This window comes from Serratia sp. MF1(2023) (assembly GCF_030954545.1).
GTDB lineage: Bacteria > Pseudomonadota > Gammaproteobacteria > Enterobacterales > Enterobacteriaceae > Serratia > Serratia sarumanii.
Window position 1 is genome coordinate 113,214 of record NZ_JAVHUX010000046.1, and the last position, 20,901, is coordinate 134,114.

The 20,901-nt window shown below is 60.4% G+C and carries 22 protein-coding genes; 13 read left to right on the forward strand and 9 right to left on the reverse strand.

From position 1 onward, the window contains the following. Positions 1-9: 9 nt before the first annotated feature. Together REA38_RS22690 and REA38_RS22695 are read left to right on the forward strand one after the other, a co-directional pair. Positions 10-705 carry a response regulator transcription factor gene (locus REA38_RS22690; RefSeq protein ID WP_033649483.1) on the forward strand — a complete coding sequence of 232 codons (696 nt, stop codon included), beginning with the start codon at positions 10-12 and terminating at the stop codon, positions 703-705. A 45-nt stretch (positions 706-750) separates the two neighbouring features. Further along, positions 751-1,434, forward strand: a complete 684-nt coding sequence (locus REA38_RS22695; RefSeq protein ID WP_004931798.1) for a response regulator transcription factor — start codon at positions 751-753, stop codon at positions 1,432-1,434. A 228-nt stretch (positions 1,435-1,662) separates the two neighbouring features. On the opposite strand, the gene REA38_RS22700 is transcribed toward REA38_RS22695, so the two are convergent. Next, positions 1,663-2,214: a tyrosine-type DNA invertase gene (locus tag REA38_RS22700; protein WP_033649485.1), complete on the reverse strand. Its 552-nt coding sequence runs from the start codon at positions 2,212-2,214 to the stop codon at positions 1,663-1,665. A gap of 367 nt (positions 2,215-2,581) precedes the next feature. On the opposite strand from REA38_RS22700, the gene REA38_RS22705 reads away from it, so the two are divergent. Both REA38_RS22705 and REA38_RS22710 read left to right on the forward strand, forming a co-directional pair. Then, on the forward strand, positions 2,582-4,234 hold the full coding sequence (locus tag REA38_RS22705) for a multidrug ABC transporter permease/ATP-binding protein (protein ID WP_033649486.1): 1,653 nt from the start codon (positions 2,582-2,584) through the stop codon (positions 4,232-4,234). A gap of 388 nt (positions 4,235-4,622) precedes the next feature. Then, complete coding sequence (locus REA38_RS22710) at positions 4,623-4,736, forward strand: YmiA family putative membrane protein (protein WP_049232362.1); 114 nt, start codon at positions 4,623-4,625, stop codon at positions 4,734-4,736. 183 nt (positions 4,737-4,919) lie between these two features. Here the strand turns inward: REA38_RS22710 and REA38_RS22715 are convergent, their stop codons facing one another. Continuing rightward, on the reverse strand, positions 4,920-6,140 hold the full coding sequence (locus tag REA38_RS22715) for an MFS transporter (protein WP_049194773.1): 1,221 nt from the start codon (positions 6,138-6,140) through the stop codon (positions 4,920-4,922). A 503-nt stretch (positions 6,141-6,643) separates the two neighbouring features. Between REA38_RS22715 and agaR the strand changes: the two genes are divergently transcribed. The 6 genes from agaR to agaF are packed head-to-tail and all read left to right on the forward strand — an operon-like array spanning position 6,644 to position 11,324. Further along, entirely contained in the window at positions 6,644-7,417 is a 774-nt protein-coding gene (agaR, locus tag REA38_RS22720; RefSeq protein ID WP_174158617.1) for a transcriptional repressor AgaR, read from the forward strand. 23 nt (positions 7,418-7,440) lie between these two features. Continuing rightward, entirely contained in the window at positions 7,441-8,724 is a 1,284-nt protein-coding gene (locus REA38_RS22725; RefSeq protein ID WP_308886678.1) for a D-tagatose-bisphosphate aldolase, class II, non-catalytic subunit, read from the forward strand. A gap of 1 nt (position 8,725) precedes the next feature. Continuing rightward, positions 8,726-9,202 (forward strand): PTS N-acetylgalactosamine transporter subunit IIB, encoded by a 477-nt coding sequence (gene agaV, locus REA38_RS22730; protein ID WP_019455696.1) that lies wholly within the window; start codon positions 8,726-8,728, stop codon positions 9,200-9,202. A gap of 14 nt (positions 9,203-9,216) precedes the next feature. Further along, positions 9,217-9,996, forward strand: coding sequence for a PTS N-acetylgalactosamine transporter subunit IIC (agaW, locus tag REA38_RS22735; protein ID WP_033635784.1), 780 nt, complete (start codon positions 9,217-9,219; stop codon positions 9,994-9,996). Continuing rightward, positions 9,986-10,879 (forward strand): PTS system mannose/fructose/sorbose family transporter subunit IID, encoded by an 894-nt coding sequence (locus tag REA38_RS22740; protein WP_253330766.1) that lies wholly within the window; start codon positions 9,986-9,988, stop codon positions 10,877-10,879. Before agaW ends, REA38_RS22740 begins: the two co-directional genes overlap by 11 nt. A 10-nt stretch (positions 10,880-10,889) precedes the next feature. Beyond that, a complete protein-coding gene (agaF, locus tag REA38_RS22745) occupies positions 10,890-11,324 on the forward strand; it encodes a PTS galactosamine/N-acetylgalactosamine transporter subunit IIA (protein ID WP_033649491.1) in 435 nt (144 codons plus the stop codon). 36 nt (positions 11,325-11,360) lie between these two features. Here the strand turns inward: agaF and REA38_RS22750 are convergent, their stop codons facing one another. Then, entirely contained in the window at positions 11,361-13,088 is a 1,728-nt protein-coding gene (locus REA38_RS22750; protein WP_308886680.1) for an ABC transporter ATP-binding protein/permease, read from the reverse strand. Between the two features lie 205 nt (positions 13,089-13,293). Here REA38_RS22750 and REA38_RS22755 point away from each other — a divergent pair, with 205 nt between their 5' ends. Beyond that, the gene (locus REA38_RS22755; RefSeq protein ID WP_033635780.1) at positions 13,294-14,001 is read left to right on the forward strand and encodes a hypothetical protein; all 708 of its coding nucleotides are present in this window, start codon (positions 13,294-13,296) and stop codon (positions 13,999-14,001) included. Positions 14,002-14,033: 32 nt separating this feature from the next. Here REA38_RS22755 and REA38_RS22760 read toward each other — a convergent pair whose 3' ends face one another. Both REA38_RS22760 and REA38_RS22765 read right to left on the reverse strand, forming a co-directional pair. After that, complete coding sequence (locus REA38_RS22760; RefSeq protein ID WP_039567349.1) at positions 14,034-14,681, reverse strand: DsbA family protein; 648 nt, start codon at positions 14,679-14,681, stop codon at positions 14,034-14,036. A gap of 68 nt (positions 14,682-14,749) precedes the next feature. Continuing rightward, positions 14,750-15,634 (reverse strand): MBL fold metallo-hydrolase, encoded by an 885-nt coding sequence (locus REA38_RS22765; protein WP_308886681.1) that lies wholly within the window; start codon positions 15,632-15,634, stop codon positions 14,750-14,752. Positions 15,635-15,742: 108 nt separating this feature from the next. Between REA38_RS22765 and REA38_RS22770 the strand changes: the two genes are divergently transcribed. Continuing rightward, a complete protein-coding gene (locus REA38_RS22770) occupies positions 15,743-16,651 on the forward strand; it encodes a LysR family transcriptional regulator (protein ID WP_015378928.1) in 909 nt (302 codons plus the stop codon). Positions 16,652-16,678: 27 nt separating this feature from the next. Here REA38_RS22770 and REA38_RS22775 read toward each other — a convergent pair whose 3' ends face one another. Beyond that, complete coding sequence (locus tag REA38_RS22775) at positions 16,679-17,602, reverse strand: LysR family transcriptional regulator (RefSeq protein WP_308886682.1); 924 nt, start codon at positions 17,600-17,602, stop codon at positions 16,679-16,681. 133 nt (positions 17,603-17,735) lie between these two features. Here REA38_RS22775 and lysA point away from each other — a divergent pair, with 133 nt between their 5' ends. Then, the gene (lysA, locus tag REA38_RS22780) at positions 17,736-18,998 is read left to right on the forward strand and encodes a diaminopimelate decarboxylase (RefSeq protein ID WP_103830281.1); all 1,263 of its coding nucleotides are present in this window, start codon (positions 17,736-17,738) and stop codon (positions 18,996-18,998) included. 27 nt (positions 18,999-19,025) lie between these two features. Here the strand turns inward: lysA and REA38_RS22785 are convergent, their stop codons facing one another. The 3 genes from REA38_RS22785 to galR all read right to left on the reverse strand — a co-directional run bounded on the left by REA38_RS22785 (position 19,026) and on the right by galR (position 20,857). After that, positions 19,026-19,328 (reverse strand): helix-turn-helix domain-containing protein, encoded by a 303-nt coding sequence (locus REA38_RS22785; protein WP_004931828.1) that lies wholly within the window; start codon positions 19,326-19,328, stop codon positions 19,026-19,028. 5 nt (positions 19,329-19,333) lie between these two features. Further along, positions 19,334-19,678 carry a type II toxin-antitoxin system RelE/ParE family toxin gene (locus tag REA38_RS22790; RefSeq protein ID WP_041036518.1) on the reverse strand — a complete coding sequence of 115 codons (345 nt, stop codon included), beginning with the start codon at positions 19,676-19,678 and terminating at the stop codon, positions 19,334-19,336. A gap of 159 nt (positions 19,679-19,837) precedes the next feature. After that, a complete protein-coding gene (gene galR, locus REA38_RS22795; RefSeq protein WP_033649496.1) occupies positions 19,838-20,857 on the reverse strand; it encodes an HTH-type transcriptional regulator GalR in 1,020 nt (339 codons plus the stop codon). Positions 20,858-20,901 lie beyond the last annotated feature (44 nt).

Sequence of the window (20,901 nt, forward strand, 5' to 3'; positions counted from 1 at the left end):
GGTGATGATATGAATATTAATTATCCCTATGGAACAACCTTGGCGGCCGGCAATGCGGCGACGGGGGCCGTGGCTATCATGGAACCTTGCCCCCTCACGGCGTTGGGGATGAGAAACCGATTGATTGAGTCCTGCGGTCTACAGCCCGACAACGTTCGACAGGTGACGAACCTGGTGGCGCTGAGAGCCTTATTCACTCAGCACACGCATCGTTTACTGGTGATGGATTTGTGCGGCAAATCAGAATTGGTATTGGACGGCTTCAGGCTGATTGCCGATGTGCGTGAAAGCTCGCCGGACACCGCGATAATTATTTGTACGGCATTGGATGAACCCAGGCTGCTGCGGCAACTGATCGCATCCGGCATCCGCGGCCTGATGTTGAAGCAAGAGCCGGCCATTGCGTTGACTCATTGCGTCCAACAGGTCTTGGCGGGCTGCAGCAGTTTCAGCCATCGGGTGCGTCAGCGTCAATTGCATGAGGCGACAGCCGACAAGCCTTTGACGGCGAAGGAACTGGATGTGCTGACCCAGTTGTTTTCCGGTAAAAGCGTGACCAGCGTGGCGTTAACGATGTGCCGTGATATTCGCACCGTCAGCACGCATAAACGCAATGCGATGTTGAAGTTGGGATTTCACAGCGATGGGGAATTGTATCTTCAGGGGAAATGGATGGCTGCGCAAGGTTCGTCTTTTGTTCGCTAGGCAAGCGTGCGATGCCTCTGGGGTAAGCAAGCATAGGAGCAGATTATGCATTCATGGCGTCAGCAGCCGCTGAACATAGCATTAATGGACAGATGCCCATTAACGCTGGAGGGGTTGGCGAGTTTTTTAAAAACGCTGCCAACCCAGGCAAAAGTCGTCGTAAAGGAAACCAGCGTCCGCGCGGTGGCGGATAGCGTGGTCTATCAGCAGGCTGACGTGCTGATTAGCGAGATGGATGGTGAAGATGAAACGGTCGCTCAGGGCAGGGAAACGTTGCTTGCCTTGTGCACGCAGTTGCCCGAATTGCGGGTGATCGTCTATACCCGCTGCCAGAATGCAGAAGAGGTGGGGCGTCTGTTGAACCAGCCCAATATCAGCATCGTAGCCAGAGATGACGCTTTGCCGCTGGTGGCGGAGTTTTTTAATCGCGTGCTGCTTGGGGAACGCGTGTTGAGCCCGCAGATAGGCGCTTTTCTGGCGCCCTCCGTTAGCGGAGAGGAGGCGGCAACGCGAAAGTTGACCCGCTGTGAGAGCGACGTCTTGGCCTTTTTGTTCAACGGAATGAGCCTGCGGCAAATCGCCGAGTTGCAACGGCGCAGCATCAAGACGATCAGCGCGCATAAATGCAGCGCCATGCGTAAACTGCAGGTGAAGAATGACAGCGAACTGTTTTCTCTGCACGGCAATATTACGCGGCAATTGGGGGGGAAATGGTCAAAGGGCACCTAACCTTTAATGAAACGGTATGGGCTATGATTTATCGGCAGGCTTGCCGTTAAAAGCTTACCCAGTGTGGCCTATCCCTGGCGCCGATGCATGAAAAGCAGCTCGGCGTTAAAATATTGCTGAGTAGGCCGTTGATGACGTGCCGGGCTGCCTCTCCCATCTGAATATTGCATAGCACTCGATGTGTTGTTTAACGGAGGACGGGGCTGCGTAATTATTTTCGTCGTGAGGTTAAATGTTGATCGTGCGGAATCGCTCTACGTTGGTCGCGGTGTAAATCACCGTATTCTGGATGTTTTTGTGCCCTAAATAATCCTGAATCAAACGCGTATCGATCCCTTTATCCGCAAGGGCGTAACCGCAGGAATGTCGCAACATGTGAGGATGGACCTGAACGCTAATGCCGGCCATCTCGCCATACATTCTCATCAACCGATAGAGCTGCTGACGTGATATCTGCCCGCCGTGGCGCGACAGGAATAGCCATGGCGCTTCAGCGTCAGGATAGTTCGCCCGTTGGGCCAGCCAGTTTAACAGCGCCTGCCGTTCTCGCGGTTGAATGGGGTGCTGAACGGAAAACCCGTTTTTTAACCGGGATATATGGATCCTATTGGAGGTAAGGTCAATATCCTGAAGGCGCAATGCACGCAGTTCGCTAACCCGCAAGCCGTGAATAAAGCACATTAATAGTAAACAACGATCTCGAATGCTATTTTTTCCTTCATTCACAGCGGCAATCAATTGCTCAATTTCAACCTGACTAAGAAATTTCCTTTTTTTCATTTTCCCTTCCTGCGTCTTAGATGTTGGCGATTTCTATTATGATGTTTTATTAAAGCATTGGAACATAATAGGCGGCAAAGAAAATAAATAATTTCATTTGTGAATGCATGGGTTTTTATTGTTTTATTTTTCAAGTGAATGGCTTTTTGATTCATATATGTTTATTTAATTTATTTCGGGAAGCTATTTAATCAGCGAATATTGAGCGTCCTGTAAGAGCCGTATGGAAATTTTGCCACCGTCAGATGACCACGGGGATACCGCTTCTCTCAGAACGGTGCTTGATAAACTGTGTTGAGAATTCGTCTTGATCTCATTCTCACGCCGCTTACAATGCCTGCCAGATCGCGACTTCAGAGGTTTTTTCATGGAACTGCTACGGGTGGTTTATCACCAGTATCGTTGGCCATTTCTGGCTGTCATGGCGTTGACCATGGCCAGCGCCGGCTTAGGTATCGGTATCATTGCTTTTATCAATCAATACCTGATGGACGCCGGCGGCGATGCCTTGGCCGTGCTGCCGGTGTTTCTCGCCCTGTTGGCATTGTTGATAGCGGTCACCTTGGGTTCGCAATTGGCGCTGACGACATTGGGCCATTACTTCGTCTATCGCCTGCGTGGGCAGCTAGTGAAGCGCATTTTGGATACCGATATTGAACGCCTCGAACAATTGGGCAGCGCCTCATTGTTGGCCAGCCTGTCCAGCGATATCCGCAATATCACCGTTGCCTTCGTGCGCCTGCCTGAACTGGTACAAGGGGTGATTTTAACCCTGGGGGCAGCGGCCTATCTGGGGTGGCTATCGCCGAAAATGCTGGCGGTCACGGCAGTCTGGGTGGCGGTGACCGTCGTGGGCAGCGGCTGCCTGGTATCACGGGTTTATCGTCATATGGCCAGTTTGCGTGAGTCGGAAGAACGTCTCTATCATCGTTATGAGTCGGTGATTGACGGCCGCAAGGAACTGACGTTGAACCGCAAGCGGGCGCAGGCGCTGTACGAACAGGCCTATCAGCCCGATGCGCAAGCTTATCGCCACCACATCATTCGCGCCGATACCTTCCATTTGAGCGCGCTCAACTGGTCAAACATCATGATGTTGGGCGCGATTGGGCTGGTGTTCTTTATGGCCAACAGTCTGGGATGGGCGGACTCGGCGGTGGCCGCCACCTATTCACTGACGCTGCTGTTTTTGCGCACGCCATTACTGCAAGCGGTCGGAGCGTTTCCGACGCTGGTCAGCGCCGAAGTGGCCTTTAACAAGCTGAAGACGCTGCGCCTGGCCGAGTATCAACCGGCGTTTCCTGCCGCCGTTGGTCGCCCCTGGCAGACGCTGGAGCTGCGCGACGTGGTTTTTCACTATGCAGATACGGAACAGCAGCCCGGTTTTGCCGTCGGGCCGCTCAATCTGACGCTGCGGCGTGGTGAGCTGGTCTTTCTGATCGGCGGCAACGGCAGCGGCAAGTCAACGCTGGCGATGTTGTTGACCGGGTTGTACCGGCCGGTGAGCGGCCATATCGTTCTGGATGGCGTCGCACAGAGCGCAGCGGATATGCCGGACTACCGGCGGCTGTTTTCGGCGATTTTCACCGATTTTCATCAGTTCGATCGCTTGCAAGGGCCGGAAGGCGGCGAACCCGATGCGGATCTGGTCGCCATCTGGCTCGAGCGGTTGAATATGAAAAGCAAACTGCAGTTTGACGGCACCAGGGTGACCAATCCGCAACTGTCGCAGGGGCAACGCAAACGTCTGGCTTTGCTGCTGGCGGTGGCGGAACAGCGCGATATCTTGCTGTTGGATGAATGGGCCGCGGATCAGGATCCGCAATTTCGGCGCACTTTCTATCGTGAACTATTGCCGGAGCTGCGCGCGATGGGCAAAACGGTGTTTGCCATCAGCCATGACGATCACTATTTCGAACACGCCGATCGGTTGCTTGAGATGCGCTCAGGCCATTTACGTGAGCTGACCGGCAGCGAACGTGAACACGCCAGCCGGGATTCCGTCAGCAGAATCGGTTAACTCACGCCGGCCCGAGCGAGACCAAAACGGGCCGGTGCTTCTCTCCGCATGATCCCAGTACATCGCTTCATTTTCTCCCCCGTCTCCAGCGCTGCCTGTTGCCGATTTGGCTTACGGCCAGTCAAATAATTGATAGTTGAATTATTTACCAGTGGTTTAATTTCGACCTTCCAAGGTATGACACACTGCACCTTCGTTCGCCTATCAATTCAAGTTATCGCCTGCCGATAACAGTGATATCCACGGTGCTGTTCTTACTGAGGCGGTGATGCAGGCCTATGGCTGGCAGTTGTTTTTTAAATTTCCATAGGAAAAAGCCACTTTATTGATCGTTAAAATAGATCAATAATCATAATTTGAATGGTTTAATCTATTGGTTGAGGGCGCTGTGGTGAGCAAGGATGGATCAGATATCAAACGTAGAGCATGGCTGTGTGTATTTATCGGTAGCGGGCTGTTCTGGCTGTTAACCGCCGCCGTGATTTACTGGTTACTGAGTTAGCAGGTTAAGCAGGAAGGCGATTCGTGAACAAGAAGCAGGCTAAAAACCGTGAGGGCGCTGAGCGTCGCGCACAGTCTAAAATTCCGCCGTCATGGGTGCTGAGCGATGAGCAGCGCGCCTTTATTGAAGACTTATGGCAGGATACCGACTCTGAGCCGCCGCGGCCCCCATCGCGCAGCCGCGTTAGCTGATCACGCGGCGGCGGCCGGCCAGCGCGCCGAACAGCATTTGCAAGACGGTCAGGCACAGCAGGGCGATCAACGGCAAACGCCAACCTGCCGTCAGATCGTGCAGCAGGCCGAATAGGGTAGGCCCCAGCGCCGCCAACAGATAACCGACGGATTGCGCCATACCCGACAGCAGCGTCGCCTGATGATGATGCTGGCTGCGCAATCCAAAGAACGACAGCGCCAGCACCAGCGAACTCCCCGCCCCCAATCCGGCAAACGTCAGCCACACCAGTGAACTGGCGGGTTGCACCAACAATCCCCCGACGCCGATAAAGATCAGCAGCGAGCTGCCCAGCGCTATCGCCCGTTGATCGTGTGCGCGCGGCAAAATCACCACCATGACAAAGTTGGCGACGATGGCCACCACCTGGTAAACGAACAGCTCGAAACCTGCCTGCTGAGCTGAGGTGCCGTAGCTGGCGGCAAAGGCGCTGAACCAGCCGATGATGGTGTAGAAGGCGATCGATTGCAGCCCCATGAACATCGCCACTTGCCAACCCAGCGCGCTGCCCCAGGGAGAGCGATAGCGCTGTGGCTCCGTCGGCTGCGGCGCTTTGGCGGCGGGAGTGGCTGAGCGTCGCAGCTGCGGCAGCCACACCAGCAGCGCCAGCAACGCGGGCAACCCCCAGCACAGTAAGGAGAACCGCCAGCCGAGGTCGGCCAGGGCAGCCAGCGGCACCGCCAGGCCGGAGGCGATGGCGGCAACCAGCGACATCACCGCCGCATAGGCGGCGATCATCGCGGCGGCGCGATGCGGGAAATCTCTTTTCACCAGCGTCGGCAGCACTACGTTGGCGAAGGCGATGGCGGCGCCGATCAGGATGCTGCCCGGCCAGAGCATGGCGTCTTGCGGCAGGGAACGCAGCGCGATGCCGCAGACCAGCAGCGCGAGGGCGAGACCCAGGGTGCGCTCGATGCCGATGCGTTTCGCCAGCGCCGGAGTCAATGGCGAGAGGATGGCGAACAGGATCAGCGGCAGCGAGTTGATCAGGCCGGCGGCGGTGGCGGACAACGCCAGCTGCTGCTGGATCTGTTCCAGCAGCGGGCCGACGCTGGTCAGGGCGGCGCGCAGGTTGGCCGCGATCAGCATAATGCCGACGATCAGCAGAACGGGGCGGTGTAATCGGCGACGCGGGGTCGCGGTGGACGCTGGGGGTGAAGCGGGTTGCGGCATGGGTTCCTCGCACCAGGGCATGCAGTCAATCAGTGCTGCATGGCATGATGCGTTGATTGACGTTAACGCTTACGTACCGACAAATCGACGGTATCCGATCGCAAGTGTAGGGAAGATGGCGCGCGCTGACAAGGGGATGGCCCGGCGGGATGGCGGCGGTTAACCCCCACCGGCCGCAGGATAATTGCCATTATGTGATCCTGGTCACTGAGTGAACTAAAAGTCAGGGCGCGGGGCGCGCCAGGCGCCGCTTTCGCTTTCCTCGCAGCCCGCACCTCGGCGCTCCGGGCTTCTCGCCCATCCTGGCATTTCACTTTTTCTCCCTTCCGCTTTTTGGCTTTTCGATCCGTTTCGATTCGAAAGGTTTTTTGACGGTTTTTTTGCTAAAACCGGGCTGTAAGCCCGATCACAATTTCATTGCTTTCGCTTTGCTGTAATGCCTGCGCAGTAGAGCGAAAGCCATCTTCTCCCCGGCGATGCCGGAAACCTGAGGACCGCAGCTCATGCCAGTGAATACCGCAAAGCGACGTGAACACATTATCGATCTGTTATGCGAGCACGGCAGCGTGCGCGTGGAGCAGCTCAGCAAACAGTTTGCGGTATCCACGGTGACGATCCGCAACGATCTGCGCTTTTTGGAACGAAAAGGGTGTGCGCTGCGCGCTTACGGCGGCGCGATGCTCAATCAGCAATTCGCTTTCGATCGGCCGCTGCGGGACAAGGGGCGGTTGAATCGCGATGTCAAAACGCTGATCGCCAACGCGGCGGCCGGCTATGTGCGCGACGGCGATGCGCTGATCCTCGATTCCGGCTCCACCACCACGCAGATCGTGCCGTTCCTGAAGGGGCGGCGCGATCTGGTGGTGATGACCAATGCGCTGAACATTGCCTACGAGCTTTCGGGAAACGACGGGGTGGAGGTCATGGTGCTGGGGGGCAGCGTGCGCCGCAACTCTTACTCGCTCTACGGTCCGGCCGCCGAGCAGCAATTGCGTCAGTACCGCTTCGACAAGCTGTTTTTGGGCGTCGACGGGTTCGATCTGAGCGCCGGCATTACCACGCCTCACCCCGGTGAGGCACACCTCAATCGCGTGATGTGCGAGGTGGCGCGCGAGATTATCGCGGTGGCGGATGCCAGCAAATTCGGTCGCAAGAGCTTTTGCATGATTCGCGAAGCCGGACACATCCATCGGCTGATCACCGACAGCCGTCTTCCGGACGATTACGAGCGGGCGTTAACCGAGCTGGGCGTAGAGGTCATCATCGCCGATCGGTAGCAGGGCGCCTGCATGGGGGCTTCATGCAGCAGTTGTTACAGCTTGTCGAGCAGCACAAGGCCGGTATGCCGGTCGGGATCTTTTCCGTCTGTTCCGCCCATCCCTGGGTTCTGAAGGCCGCGCTGCGGCAGGCCAAAGCGCGCGGCACGCCGGTATTGGTGGAGGCGACGTCCAACCAGGTCAATCAGTTCGGCGGCTATACCGGCCAAACGGCGGCCCAGTTCCGCGATGCGCTGTGGCATCTGGCGGATGAGATTGGCCTGGCGCGCGATCGCGTGTGGCTGGGCGGCGATCACCTGGGGCCCAACGCCTGGCAAGATCGCCCGGCTCAGGAGGCGATGGCGCTGGCGGAAACCTTGATCGACGATTACGTCCGCGCCGGATTTCGCAAGATTCACCTCGATTGTTCCATGTCGTGCGCCGGCGATCCCTCGCCCCTGGGGGACGCCACGGTCGCCGAGCGTGCGGCGCGCTTGTGCGCGGTGGCGGAGCGGGCCTGGATGCAGAGCGGCGGCGAAGCGCCGGTCTATGTGATTGGCACCGAAGTGCCGGTGCCGGGCGGCGCGCAGGAGGCGCTGGGGAGTCTGCAGGTCACCACGCCGCAGGCGGTGGCGCAAACGCTGGAAACGCACCGTATCGCCTGGCAACAGGCCGAGCTGAACGATGCCTGGCAGAGAACCATCGCGCTGGTGGTGCAGCCGGGCGTCGAGTTCGATCACCACCGCGTCGAACGCTATCAGCCGCAGCGCGCCGACGCATTGAGCCATTTCATCGAACGCCAGCCGGGCATGATCTATGAAGCGCACTCCACGGACTATCAGCCGCCGCAGGCCTACCGCCAACTGGTGCGCGATCACTTCGCCATCCTGAAGGTGGGGCCGGCGCTGACCTTCGCGCTGCGCGAAGCGCTGTTCGCCCTCGATCGCATCGAGCGTGAATGGCTGGGGGAGCGCCAGTCGGCGCAGCTGTGCGCCACGCTGGAGCAGGTGATGCGCGAGCAGCCGCAGCAGTGGAGCCGCTACTACCACGGCACGCCGCACCAACAGTACCTCGATCGCCACTACAGCCTGAGCGATCGGGTGCGTTACTACTGGCCGCAGCCGCAGGTGCAGCAGGCGGTCGACGGGCTGCTGGACAACCTGCGCCGCAGCCCGGCGCCGCTGGCGCTGCTCAGCCAGTACCTGCCGGATCAGGCGCGGGCGCTGAACGCCGGCGAATTGAGCGCCGATCCGCAAGAGTGGGTGCTGCATAAAGTGACGCAGGTGCTCGACGATTACCACGCCGCCTGCTACCCGGAGGGCCGCTGACATGCCGAACATTTTAATGACCCGCATCGACAATCGCCTGGTGCACGGCCAGGTGGGCGTGACCTGGACCAACACCCTCGGCGCCAACCTGGTGGTGGTGGCCAACGATGAGGCCGCCGCCGATCCGGTGCAGCAGAACCTGATGGACATGGTGGTGGCGGAAGGGGTGCAGACCCGCTACTTCACGCTGCAGAAAACCATCGACGTGATCCACAAGGCGGCGGATCGGCAGAAGATTTTTCTGGTGTGCAAAACGCCGCAGGATGTGTTGACGCTGGTGCGCGGCGGGGTGCCGATCCGTTTCGTCAACGTCGGCAACATGCACTTCGCCGAGGGGAAGCGGCAGGTGCACAAAACGGTGTCGCTGGACGACGGCGACGTGGCCGCGTTTCGCGCGTTAGCGGCGCTGGGCGTGGAGTGCGAAGTGCGCCGGGTGCCGGATGAGGCGGGCGAGGCGATCGGCAAATTGCTCTTTTGAGCCAGGGGGAAAGCATGTTGACGGATGCGTTATTGATTGCGTTGTTGGCCGGGCTAGCGGGGGTGGATCTGTTCGACGGCCTGACCCACTTCCACCGGCCGGTGGTGATGGGGCCGTTGGTGGGGCTGATTTTGGGCGATGTCTACACCGGCTTGCTGGTGGGCGGTACGCTGGAGCTGGTGTGGATGGGGATGGTGCCGCTGGCGGGCGCCCAACCGCCGAACGTGGTGATCGGCGGGGTGATCGGCACCGCGTTCGCCATTCTGACCAAGGCCGATCCTAAAGTGGCGATCGGCGTGGCGGTGCCATTCTCGATTGCGGTGCAGGGCTGCATCACGCTGCTGTTTACGCTGTTCTCGCCGATGATGCACCGCTGCGATCGCATGGTGAAAGAGCTGAACTGGCGCGGCGTCGAACGGGTGAACTATCTCGGCATCGGCATCCTGTTCATCTTCTATTTCGTGGTGGCGTTCCTGCCGATTTACTTCGGCGCCGATGCGGCCAGCGCCATGGTGCAGAAGGCGCCGGGTTGGCTGCTGGACGGGCTGGCGGTGGCGGGCGGCATGATGCCGGCGATCGGCTTCTCGCTGCTGATGAAGGTGATGATGAAAAAAACCTACGTGGCCTATTTTATCCTCGGCTTTATCTCGGTCACGTTCCTCAAGCTGCCGATCCTGGCGGTGGCGCTGGGCGCCCTGGCGATCGCCCTGATCGATTTCTTCAACACGCAACGCGGCGCGGCAGAGGCGACGGCCCGGCCCGCTCCGCAGGAGGACGCCGAAGATGGCATTTAACGATTCCGACGATCTGCTGGCGCAAAAGGCCGAGCAACGCATGGCGCAGGCGCTGGCCACCAGCCAGGTGGAGCAGGACGACTATCTGGACAGCCAGCCCGCCGACGCGCTGACGCGCGGCGACATCAACCGAATGGCCTGGCGTTCGCTGCTGTTGCAGGCGTCGTTCAACTATGAACGCATGCAGGCCGGCGGCTGGCTGTACCAACTGATCCCCGGGCTGCGCAAGATCCACCGCAACCCGCAGGATCTGGCCAACTCGATGAAGATGCACATGGAATTTATCAACGTGCACCCGTTCGACGTCACCTTCCTGTCCGGCCTGGTGCTGGCGATGGAGCAGAACAAGGAGAAGATCTCCACCATTCGCGCGGTGAAAGTGGCGCTGATGGGGCCGCTCGGCGGCATCGGCGACGCGCTGTTTTGGCTGACGCTGCTGCCAATTTGCGCCGGGATAGGCGCTTCGCTGGCATTGGAGGGTAGCCTGTTCGGGCCGATCGTCTTCCTGCTGCTGTTCAACCTGTTCCACTTCGGCCTGCGCTTCGGGCTGGCGCACTACGGCTATCAGGCCGGCACCAGCGCGCTGGCGCTGTTGAAGACCCACACCCGGCGCATTTCTCACGCCGCGTCGATCGTCGGCATGACGGTGATCGGCGCGCTGGTGGCCTCGTATGTGCATCTGTCCACGCCGTTGGTGATGCATGCCGGCAAGGCCAGCGTGGCGCTGCAGACCGACGTACTGGACAAGTTGATGCCCAACTTGTTGCCGCTGTGCTTCACGCTGCTCATTTTCTTCCTGATGAAGCGGGGTTTCTCGCCGGTGAAGCTGATTGGCGTCACCGTAGCGATCGGCGTAGCGGGCAAATTTATCGGCATTTTGTGAGGAGTGGGCTATGCCAGGCATTGTGATTACCGGCCACGGCGGCTTCGCCACCGGGCTGTTGCAGGCGGTGGAGCAGGTGGTGGGGCCGCAGCCGCACTGCGCGGCGGTCGATTTCCCCGAACAGATGAGCACCGCGCAGCTCAACGACGCCTTGCGCTCGGCGCTGGCGGCGGTGGCGCAACCGGACGGCGTGGTGTTTCTCACCGATATGCTCGGCGGTTCGCCGTTTCGCAGCGCCTGCGAACTGGCGGATGCGCAGGGCGATTGCGAAGTGCTGACCGGCGTCAACATGCAGCTGGCGGCGGAAATGATGCTGGAGCGCGACGGGTTGAGCCTGGATGAGTTTCGCGAGGTGGCGCTGGCGTGCGGCAAACGCGGCCTGACCAGCCTGTGGCATGAGCGCCGCCGGGTGAAATGTGAAGACGTGCCGGCCGACGGCATCTGAACGAACACCGGGCGCCGCCGCGCCCGGCTCTGCGGGTTATGCCGGCAGCGGGCTTAGCATCAGGCGCGCCGCTTGATCTTCGCTGCGGCTGAAGCGCCAGCAGGTCTGGTGGTACTTCGCCACGCTGTTGCGGTGCGCCACGCTGATCAGCGTGACCTCCGGCAGTTCATCCACCAGCAGGCAGTACATCAGCTGTTCGGTTTCGTCGTCCAGCGCGCTGGTGGCTTCGTCGAGGAACAGGATGTTCGGGCGAATCAACAGGGCGCGGGCGAACGCCAGCCGCTGTTGCTCGCCCGGCGACAGGCGATGGCTCCAGTTGGCGGAGGTATCCAGCCAACGCTGCAGGTGCTTCAGGCGGCAGTTTTCCAGCACTCGCATCAGCTGCGGATCGCTGTATTCCGACGCCAGGCTCGGGTAGCTCAACGCTTCGCGCAGCGTGCCGATCGGAATGTAGCTGCGCTGCGGCAGGAACAGCGTGTTGGCATTGGCCGCTACCCCGATGGCGCCCGCGCCGTAAGGCCAGATACCGGCGATGGCCCGCAGCAGCGTCGACTTGCCGCAGCCGGAAGGGCCGACGATCAGCAGGCGATCGCCGCGTTGCAGCGTCAGCTCGGCGCCGGCCAGCAGCGGCTGGCCGTCGGGCAAGTGCAGGCTGAGGTTGCTCAGCGTCAACGGATGGGCGGTCTCTTCCCGCAGCTGAATGCCGCGCGGCTGATGATGCACCTGATCGACGGCGGCGTTGAAGCCGGCCAAACGGTTGACGCAGGCTTTCCAGGTCGCCAAATCGTTAAACGCGTCGATAAACCATGACAGCGCACCCTGTACCTGGCCGAAGGCCGAGGCGATCTGCATCAGGCCGCCCATCTGGATGGCGCCGGAGAAGTAGCGCGGCGCCGCCACCAGCAGGGGAAACACGATGGCGAACTGGCCGTAGAAGTTGGTGGCGATGTTCAGCCGCCGGGTGATGTGCATAATTGCCCACCAGTTGCTGCGAATAGTGTCGAAACGATCGCCCAGCTGCTGCGCCTCGCGCGGTTCGCCGTGGTACAGCGCGATGGCGTCGTTGTTTTCGCGGATGCGGATCAGGCCGAAACGGAAGTTTGCCTCATACCGTTCCTGGTTGAAGCCCAGCATGACCAGAGGTTTGCCGACCCACCAGATCAGCAGCGATCCCAGCACCGCATACAGCAGCGCGAACCACACCATATAACCGGGCAAGGTGATGGCATGCTGGCCGAGCGCGAAGGTCATCGGCCCGCTGACGTGCCATAGGATGTCGATAAAGGAAAACAGCGTCACCAGGCTGGAGAGCAGCCCGAGCGACAGCGACAGGGTATATTGGGTCAAGACGTTGAGATCTTCGGCGATACGCTGATCGGGGTTATCGACGATCTGCTGCTGCTCGGCGTGGTAATACGCCTGGTGCGCCAGCCACTTTGCCATGAACTTTTCCGTCATCCAGCGCCGCCAGCGCATCTGCAGCCCCTGAGTCAGGTAGATCTTGTAGACCGCCAGCACGATGAAGATCAGCGCCAGATAGGTAAAACGCCACAGCTGCGCCTTGAATACCGGGTAGTTTTTGTTCTGCAGCGCATCGTAGAACACTTGGTTCCACTGGTTGATCTGCACGCTGATATAGACCAGACCGAGCGACAGGACGACGATGGCGATCAGCATCATCCAGGCGCGCCATCGCTCCTCCGACACCCAAAAGGGTTTGATCAGCTGCCACACGGCGTGTTTCTGCAAGGGGGTTGCGTTCATAACGGCTCGATAATTGCGGTATTTCGTTCAGCATGGGCTGCGGGACGGTAACAAACAAACCGCGACTGTAAGCAGTTTTAACTCCGCTAACCGTTTGAAATAAGGCGGCTGAATCGACAGCGGCACGCCGACGGGCGCAATTGCGGCATACACTCCACCGCCGGGCGGTTATACTGGCGCCGAATTTTTGCAGAAAGGATAAACGATGAAGGCTTGGTTTCCCCTGTTGCTGACCTGCGGCGTCTTCGCCGGCGCCCGGGCCTGGGCGCACATTGACGAGCCGGACATCGCCGCCGACTGCCAAAAGGTGGCGAGCTACGCCGAACTGGGAAAAAAGGCCTATCAGCGGCAGGATTACGCCAAAGCTGCCGACATCTTTCGCGATCAGGCGGCCTGGAGCGAGTTTTGCGGCCTGAGCGAGCAGGCCATCGCCACGGCCTACAACAACGTGGCGCTGTCGCTGATGCGCGCCGGGGAATTGCTCAAGGCACAGGCCTACCTGGCGCTGGCGCCGCACGATGACAAATCGCAGCACAACATGAGCCTGTTGCGCCAACGCCTGGCGCAGCGGCCGCAGCCGCAGGGGCCGGGCGGCGTGTATTGGCAATACGCCGGGCGCGGCGTGTGGAGCGAAGTGGCGGTGAAGCCGCAGGGCGAGCGCTGGCTGATCGATTTTTCCGGCTACGCCATGCCGCAGATGGGGCTGTATTACGGGCCGAACATGGGTGACTTCACCGCCGAGCTGCCAATTGAGCACGGCAAAGCGGTCTACCATCAGCATGACTCGGAAAGCGCGCAGGTCTGCGACGTCACGCTGGAATTTGGCGAGCAAGCGCTGGAGATGCACACGCGGGGGGATTGCGGGTTCGGTCACAACGTGCGCGCGGAAGGGCGGTTCGTGCGAGTCGAATGACCCGCCCCGGCAGCCGGGGCGGGAAAGGTAGGTTACGCCAGCGCGGCGGCGCCCAGCAGGTTTTTCCAGGCTTCCACGTTACCCAGATAGTTGCCGGCCGGCAGCAGATGCAGACGGCCTTCGCTGTCCTGCAGCGCAAAGGTCGGGAAGCCCTGGCCTTGCACTTTGGCCAGTAGCGCCCGGCTTTCCGCGATGTGCTGCGCGGTTGGCGCGCCGGTGTTGAAACGCATTTCGGCGATAAACGCCGCCGAAGGCAACCCCAATTCTTTCGCCAATGCTTCCAGCACCGGCGTATCGGCGATGCGCCGGCCTTCTTGATAGTGCGCCTGCTGAATGCGGTGCAGCATGTCCAGCCCGCGCCCCGCCAGCTTTTCCGCCGCCAGGATAGCGGTGATCGGCGGCTCGGAATCCATCACTGCCGTGGTGTCGCGCAGCAGGCCGTTGAAATAGGCTTCGCCAAAAGGCTGGCCCGTCATCTCGGCGATGCGTTTGTCGTGCGGAATGACGTAGTTGCGCCATTCGTCGGTAATCTGACGGCGGTTGTTGCCGGTCATCATGCCGCCGGCATGCGGCACGATCTTCAGCCCAGGGAGGCTCTGAGCCGCTTTCACCAGCGGTGCGGCGCCGTAGCACCAGCCGCACAGCGGATCGAAAATGTAATGCAGAGTGGTTTCGGTCATCTTTACTCCTCGCCTGGCGCGCGGCAGCTCACCGCGGCGCCAGGGCTGGTTCAATCACGCACGGGCGCTTATTGCGGCCACTTCATCTCGCCTTTCAGCACTTTCGCGCTCAGTTCCAGGCTCGACTCGTCTTTCAGCGTCGGGTAGTGCTTTTTCATCGCCTCAATCAGCGCGGCGGAATCCTTGGCCTTCGGCAGCTCGGCTTCCAGCGTGGTCAGGTATTTCTGGGTAAAGTGCACCGATGCCAGCGTTTGCGCTGCGCCCGGCAGGAAGTGGCCCGGCACCACGACCTGCGGCTTCAGCGCTTCGATGTTTTTCAGCGTCTGCTGCCAGTGCTGGCGCGATTCCACGCTCTGGTTGTCGGCGATCCACGGGTGGATATTGTCACCGGCGACCGCGACACCGCCAACGACCGCCTTCAGCGCCGGGATCCACACGAAGGTGCGATCGGGGGTCGGGCCGTTCAGGCCTTTCACTTCCACTTTCTGGCCGTCGATGGTGAAGCTGTCGCCCTGCAGCGGCTGCGGCACGATCACGGTTTTCGGCACGTTGTCTTTCAGGATCGGGCCCCAATAGGCGACTTTACCGTCTTTGGTAGCGTTGATGTCCTTGATAGTGCCTGGCGAAGCGATGATTTTCGCCTCCGGGAAGGCCGCTTTAATCACGTCCAGACCGAAATAGAAATCCGGGTCTGAGTGGCTGATATAAACGGTGGTCAGTTTCTTGCCGGTCGCCTTGATCTTTTTAACCAGCGCTTCGGCGTCGTTACGCTGGAACTGAGCGTCGATCAGCGCCACTTCGTGTTTGCCGCTGATGATTTCGGAAGACACCGGGAACACGCTTTTCTCGCCCGGGTTATACACTTCCATGGTCAGGGTATCGGCCGCGGTGGCGTAGGCGCTGAGGGTGGCGACGCCGGTGAAGGCCAGAGTTAACAGTGATTTCTTAAACATGGGCAGAGGTCCTTAGGTATCGGTTAATGTTGTAATGATGTTAGGTTGCATAAAGCGATAGAAAAACCGGATAATAAGCAATTATTCGTTGCATAAATCGGACTAATCATGGATCGCATTACCGCCGCAGAGGTTTTTGTCACCATCGTCGATCGCGGCAGCATGATCGCCGCTGCGGAAACGCTGGAGATGTCGCGCGCGATGGTGACGCGCTACCTGGCGCAGATGGAGCAATGGGCCGGGGCGCGTTTACTGCACCGCACTACCCGTAAGCTTAGTCTGACCGACGCCGGTGAGCGTACTCTGGAGCGCTGCCGGCAAATGCTGGCGCTGGCGGGGGAGATCGACCTGGTAGAGGAAGGGCAGAGCGACGAGCTGCGCGGCCTGCTGCGCATCACCTGTTCGCAGTCGCTGGGGCAAACGGCGCTGGTGGGGGCGGTCGCTCAGTATCTGAAGCGCCACCCGCAGGTGGCGGTCGATCTGCAGATGAACAATCGGGCGGTGAACCTGGTGGAAGAGCGCATCGATCTGGCGCTGCGCATCACCAACGAGCTGGATCCCAACCTGATCGCCCGCCCGCTGTCCACCTGCGCATCGGTGGTGTGCGCCGCGCCGGCATATCTGGCGGCGCACGGCACCCCGCGTCAACCGCAGGATCTGGCGTTGCACAACTGCCTGACCTACTCCTATTTCGGCAAAAGCCTGTGGCACTTCGATGCTCAGGGCGTGAAATCGGCGGTAGCGGTCAGCGGCAACCTGAGTGCCAACGAGTCGGTGGTGCTGATGGCCGGCACGGTGCAGGGGGCGGGCATTTCCATGCAGCCCTATTATTCGGCGGCGCCGCTGCTGGCCAGCGGCGAACTGGTCGAACTGTTGCCGGATTACCGGCCGCAGTCGATGGGCATCTACGGCATCTATACCTCACGCCGCCAGATGCCCGCCACCTTGCGCACCATGCTGGACTTTCTGGTGGAGTGGTTCGCCACCGATCCGCAGTGGCAGGCGACGCTGCGCTGATGCTGCGGCAATATTCCCCCGCCGCTTTCAGCGCTTGACGGCGGCGGCCAGCCGGGCGGCAAAGGCGGCGGCCTGCTGATGAAGGTGGTCGATAAAGGCCGTCACCAGCGCCGACGAGGGGCGGTGTAGCGGCCGAATAAGGCTGACGGTGAACGGCACGTCGATGCTGAACGGCCGCACGTGCACGCCGTTACCGGCATAGTCGAGCGCCGTCAGCGGGTTGACGATCGACACCCCCACGCCGGCCCTCACCATGGCGCATACCGACGCCGCGCTGTGCGTTTCCATCACCATGCGGCGCTCGACGCCCTGTTCGCCGAACAGCGTATCCAACAGGTGGCGATAGCTGTCGGTGCTCGACAGGCTGATAAAGTTCTGCCCGGCGAAGTCCTGCGGCGTCAGCCGATCTTTCAGCAGCAGCGGGTGGCCCGTCGGCAGCACGCACACTTCGTTCAACGTCATCAGCGTCACCCGCTCGGTGCCCGCCGGCGTCAGGGTGGTTTCCGTCAGCCCGAGATCGTGGCGCTGGGCCGACAACCACTCTTCCAGCAGCGGCGACTCTTGCGGGATAACGCTGAAGCTGACTTCCGGGTAACGTTCGATAAAGGGCCGGCACACCGCCGGCAGCAGCGATTGGGAAAATACCGGCAGGCACACGATCGACAGCTGCGCCTGCTGAAACTGGCGGATGCCGGCGGCGGCGTTGACGATGCGATCGAGGCCGTAATAGGAGCGCTGCACCTCTTCGAACAACCGTAGGCCCTGCACGGTAGGGGACAAGCGCCCGCGCACCCGATCGAACAGTTGCAGCCGGATCAGCTTCTCAAAGCGCGCCAGCTCGCGGCTGACGGTCGGTTGCGAGGTTTGCAGCAGGGCCGCCGCCTCGGTCAGGTTGCCGGTGGTCATCACCGCCCGAAAGATTTCGATCTGCCGCAAAGAGATGCTGTGCATGGCGAGGGCGCTCGATTAAGGGGAAAGCCATATCATAAATGAATAGACTACGGCTAAATAGATATTTTCCACCCGATTCAGCGTGCGGCACTATGGCGTTATCTGCCGTCATTTTTGAATTGGGAATATCGCCATGCCACGCCCGTTGCACGACACCTCCACTGCGTTGAACGCCGCTAACCTGTTGGCCTTGCCGCAGCGTTTCGGCTGCCCGGTTTGGGCCTATGATGCGGACATCATCAGCCAGCGTATCGCTCAGCTGCGCCATTTCGACACTATCCGTTTCGCACAGAAGGCCTGTTCGAACATTCATATTTTGCGCTTGATGCGCGAGCAGGGCGTGAAGGTGGATTCGGTGTCGCTGGGCGAGATCGAGCGGGCGCTGCAGGCCGGTTTTCAGCCGGGCGGCGAACCGAGCGAAATCGTGTTTACCGCGGACGTGTTGGATCATGCGACGCTGGCGCGCGTCAGCGAATTGAAGATCCCGGTCAACGCCGGTTCCATCGACATGCTGGAGCAGCTCGGCCAGGTTTCCGCAGGGCACCCGGTGTGGCTGCGCATTAACCCGGGTTTTGGCCACGGCCACAGCCAGAAAACCAACACCGGCGGCGAGAACAGCAAGCACGGTATCTGGTATGCCGACCTGCCGCAGGCGGTGGAGAAAATTCGCCGCTACGGCCTGAAGCTTGTCGGCGTGCATATGCACATCGGTTCCGGTGTCGATTACCAGCATCTGGAGCGCGTCTGCGATGCGATGGTGCAGCAGGTGATCGATCTCGGTCATGATATCAGCGCCATTTCCGCCGGCGGTGGCCTGTCTATCCCGTACCAGTACGGCGAAGAGGCGATCGATACCGAACACTATTTCGGGTTGTGGAACCGGGCGCGTGAACGCATCGCCGCGCATCTGGGGCATCCGGTGCAGCTGGAGATCGAACCGGGGCGTTTCCTGATGGCGGAAGCGGGCGTCTTGGTGGCCGAGGTGCGGGCGGTAAAAGACATGGGCAGCCGCCACTTCGTGCTGGTGGACGCCGGTTTTAACGATCTGATGCGCCCGGCAATGTACGGCAGCTATCACCATATTTCGCTGTTGCCGGCCGATGGGCGCGACACCTCGCGGCAAGCGCTGCGCGAGACGGTAATTGCCGGGCCGCTGTGCGAATCCGGCGACGTGTTCACCCAGCAGGCGGGCGGCGGCGTGGAAACCCGCGAACTGCCGCCGGTGCAGATCGGCGATTATCTGGTGTTCCACGACACCGGCGCCTACGGCGCATCGATGTCCTCCAACTACAACAGCCGCCCGCTGTTGCCCGAAGTGCTGTTCGAAAACGGCGAGCCGCGGCTGATCCGCCGCCGCCAGACCATCGAAGAGCTGATCGCGCTGGAGCTTATCTGATAAGCGGGCGGGCGCCTTGCGCTCGCTTCACAGCGTCATGCGGCGGTGTTGGCCATTGGGCAATTGCACATCCAGCGACAGCGTGCCGCCCATGGCCTCGATATAGCGTTTGAGCGACGACAGCTTTATTTCGCTGCCGCGCTTTTCCAAATTGGCGACGGAGGGTTGGCTGATGCCGAGCCGCTTCGCCAATTCAACCTGAGAGACCGCCAGCTCTTCCCTCAGCATCGCCAGCCGCAGCTCGAAAATTTCCTGGTCCGCTTTTTGCCTGGCGGCGGCAACGACGGCGGGATCGAGTTTATCGATCAGTTGGGATAAAGGTTTGGCCATCTGCACTACCTCCGGGTTGCCAGATAATGTGAAAACTCCATTGCGGCGATGGGCAACATGCGCTGGTAAAAGCGTTTGTCGCCGGTTTTATCGCCACCGCACAGCAATACCGCTTGCCGCTGTGGGTCAAAGGCGAAAAACACCCTGAAAGGGCGCCCGCGGTGTTGAACGCGCAACTCCTTCAACTGCCGGACCGCGTCGGAAAAATACAGCGTATCGGCATGCGGCCGCGTCAACTGCGGGCCGAACGTCTGCAATTTGTAGATCGCCGCCAGGATACTTGTTTGCTGGGCGTTGTTCAGCGCTAAAAACCAGTCGTCGAACCGTTCGACGGTCACCACTTGCCACATGATGCGCTCCGAATATAGCGTTTATGCTATATAGTGTAAAGGTTATTGTGCCAACAATATGCACGAACGCTGGGAGCGGAAAAAATCCAAAAGCGGGAAATGCGGCGGGCTGCGCAATCTGAGCGCATGGGTGATGGCTCACCCATGCGGCGGCGCGAATTACGGCTGTTCGTGCGCGTTGTTGAGGGTGGCGACCGAGTGGCGGCGCACCAGCGTCGGGCTGAACATGTTGGTGATTTCCGGCAGCGGTTGACGATTGGCCAAGGCCAGGGCCAGTTCCGCCGCCTGGGTCGCCATCGCCACGATCGGGTAGCGAACGGTAGTCAGGCGCGGCCGCAGGTAGCGCGAAATCAGTACGTCGTCGAAACCGATCAGCGAAATTTGCCCAGGTACGTCGACGCTGTTGTCGCTCAGCACCGAAAGCGCGCCGGCGGCCATCGGATCGTTGTAGCAGGTAACGGCGGAGAAAGAGCGGCCGCGGCCGAGCAATTCGGTCATCGCCTGTTCGCCGCCGATCTCGTCCGGTTCGCCGTAGGCGATCAGCTTTTCATCCACCGCAATGCCGTGCTCCTGCAGCGCGTCGAGATAGCCTTGCAGGCGATCGGTGGCGTCGGAAATCTGGTGGGTGGAGCAGATGATGGCGATGCGCTGATGCCCTTGCTGGATCAGATGACGGGTCGCCAGCCAGGCGCCGTAGCGATCGTCGAGCGCCACGCAGCGCGTTTCAAAACCCGGCAGCGTGCGGTTGATCAGCACCATGCCCGGGATCTGCTGCATCCAGCCGCCAAGTTCCCGATCGCTCAGACTTTTGGCGTGCACCACCAGCGCCTCGCAGCGATGTCGCACCAGCTGTTCAATCGCCTGACGCTCTTTTTCGGCGTCGTGGTAACCGTTGCCAATCAGCAGAAAATTGTGGGTGGCGTAGGCCACCTGCTCGACCGCTTTGACCATCGCCCCGAAGAAGGGGTCGGAAACGTCGGAGACGATCAGGCCCAGCGTTTCGGTGGACTGCTGCGCCAGCGCCCGTGCGTTGGCATTGGGGTGATACTGCAGCTGTTCCATGGCGGCCAGCACCGCGGTGCGCGACCCTTCGCTGGCCTTGGGGGAATTGTTTATCACGCGGGATACCGTGGCCACGGAAACACCCGCCAGCCTGGCAACATCCTTTATCGTAGCCATATCAGTCAACACATCCTGGGTAATCGCTTACATCCCCCAGTTTT

Excerpts from the sequence above, each read along its gene's own strand:
- REA38_RS22695 (WP_004931798.1), top strand. The coding sequence starts at position 751 with ATGCATTCATGGCGTCAGCAGCCGCTGAACATAGCATTAATGGACAGA.
- REA38_RS22690 (WP_033649483.1), top strand. The coding sequence starts at position 10 with ATGAATATTAATTATCCCTATGGAACAACCTTGGCGGCCGGCAATGCG.
- REA38_RS22785 (WP_004931828.1), bottom strand. The coding sequence starts at position 19,328 with ATGGCCAAACCTTTATCCCAACTGATCGATAAACTCGATCCCGCCGTC.
- REA38_RS22770 (WP_015378928.1), top strand. The coding sequence starts at position 15,743 with ATGGATCGCATTACCGCCGCAGAGGTTTTTGTCACCATCGTCGATCGC.
- lysA (WP_103830281.1), top strand. The coding sequence starts at position 17,736 with ATGCCACGCCCGTTGCACGACACCTCCACTGCGTTGAACGCCGCTAAC.
- REA38_RS22700 (WP_033649485.1), bottom strand. The coding sequence starts at position 2,214 with ATGAAAAAAAGGAAATTTCTTAGTCAGGTTGAAATTGAGCAATTGATT.
- agaF (WP_033649491.1), top strand. The coding sequence starts at position 10,890 with ATGCCAGGCATTGTGATTACCGGCCACGGCGGCTTCGCCACCGGGCTG.
- galR (WP_033649496.1), bottom strand. The coding sequence starts at position 20,857 with ATGGCTACGATAAAGGATGTTGCCAGGCTGGCGGGTGTTTCCGTGGCC.
- agaR (WP_174158617.1), top strand. The coding sequence starts at position 6,644 with ATGCCAGTGAATACCGCAAAGCGACGTGAACACATTATCGATCTGTTA.
- REA38_RS22790 (WP_041036518.1), bottom strand. The coding sequence starts at position 19,678 with ATGTGGCAAGTGGTGACCGTCGAACGGTTCGACGACTGGTTTTTAGCG.
- REA38_RS22740 (WP_253330766.1), top strand. The coding sequence starts at position 9,986 with ATGGCATTTAACGATTCCGACGATCTGCTGGCGCAAAAGGCCGAGCAA.
- agaV (WP_019455696.1), top strand. The coding sequence starts at position 8,726 with ATGCCGAACATTTTAATGACCCGCATCGACAATCGCCTGGTGCACGGC.
- REA38_RS22725 (WP_308886678.1), top strand. The coding sequence starts at position 7,441 with ATGCAGCAGTTGTTACAGCTTGTCGAGCAGCACAAGGCCGGTATGCCG.
- REA38_RS22765 (WP_308886681.1), bottom strand. The coding sequence starts at position 15,634 with ATGTTTAAGAAATCACTGTTAACTCTGGCCTTCACCGGCGTCGCCACC.
- agaW (WP_033635784.1), top strand. The coding sequence starts at position 9,217 with ATGTTGACGGATGCGTTATTGATTGCGTTGTTGGCCGGGCTAGCGGGG.
- REA38_RS22775 (WP_308886682.1), bottom strand. The coding sequence starts at position 17,602 with ATGCACAGCATCTCTTTGCGGCAGATCGAAATCTTTCGGGCGGTGATG.
- REA38_RS22755 (WP_033635780.1), top strand. The coding sequence starts at position 13,294 with ATGAAGGCTTGGTTTCCCCTGTTGCTGACCTGCGGCGTCTTCGCCGGC.
- REA38_RS22750 (WP_308886680.1), bottom strand. The coding sequence starts at position 13,088 with ATGAACGCAACCCCCTTGCAGAAACACGCCGTGTGGCAGCTGATCAAA.
- REA38_RS22760 (WP_039567349.1), bottom strand. The coding sequence starts at position 14,681 with ATGACCGAAACCACTCTGCATTACATTTTCGATCCGCTGTGCGGCTGG.
- REA38_RS22715 (WP_049194773.1), bottom strand. The coding sequence starts at position 6,140 with ATGCCGCAACCCGCTTCACCCCCAGCGTCCACCGCGACCCCGCGTCGC.
- REA38_RS22705 (WP_033649486.1), top strand. The coding sequence starts at position 2,582 with ATGGAACTGCTACGGGTGGTTTATCACCAGTATCGTTGGCCATTTCTG.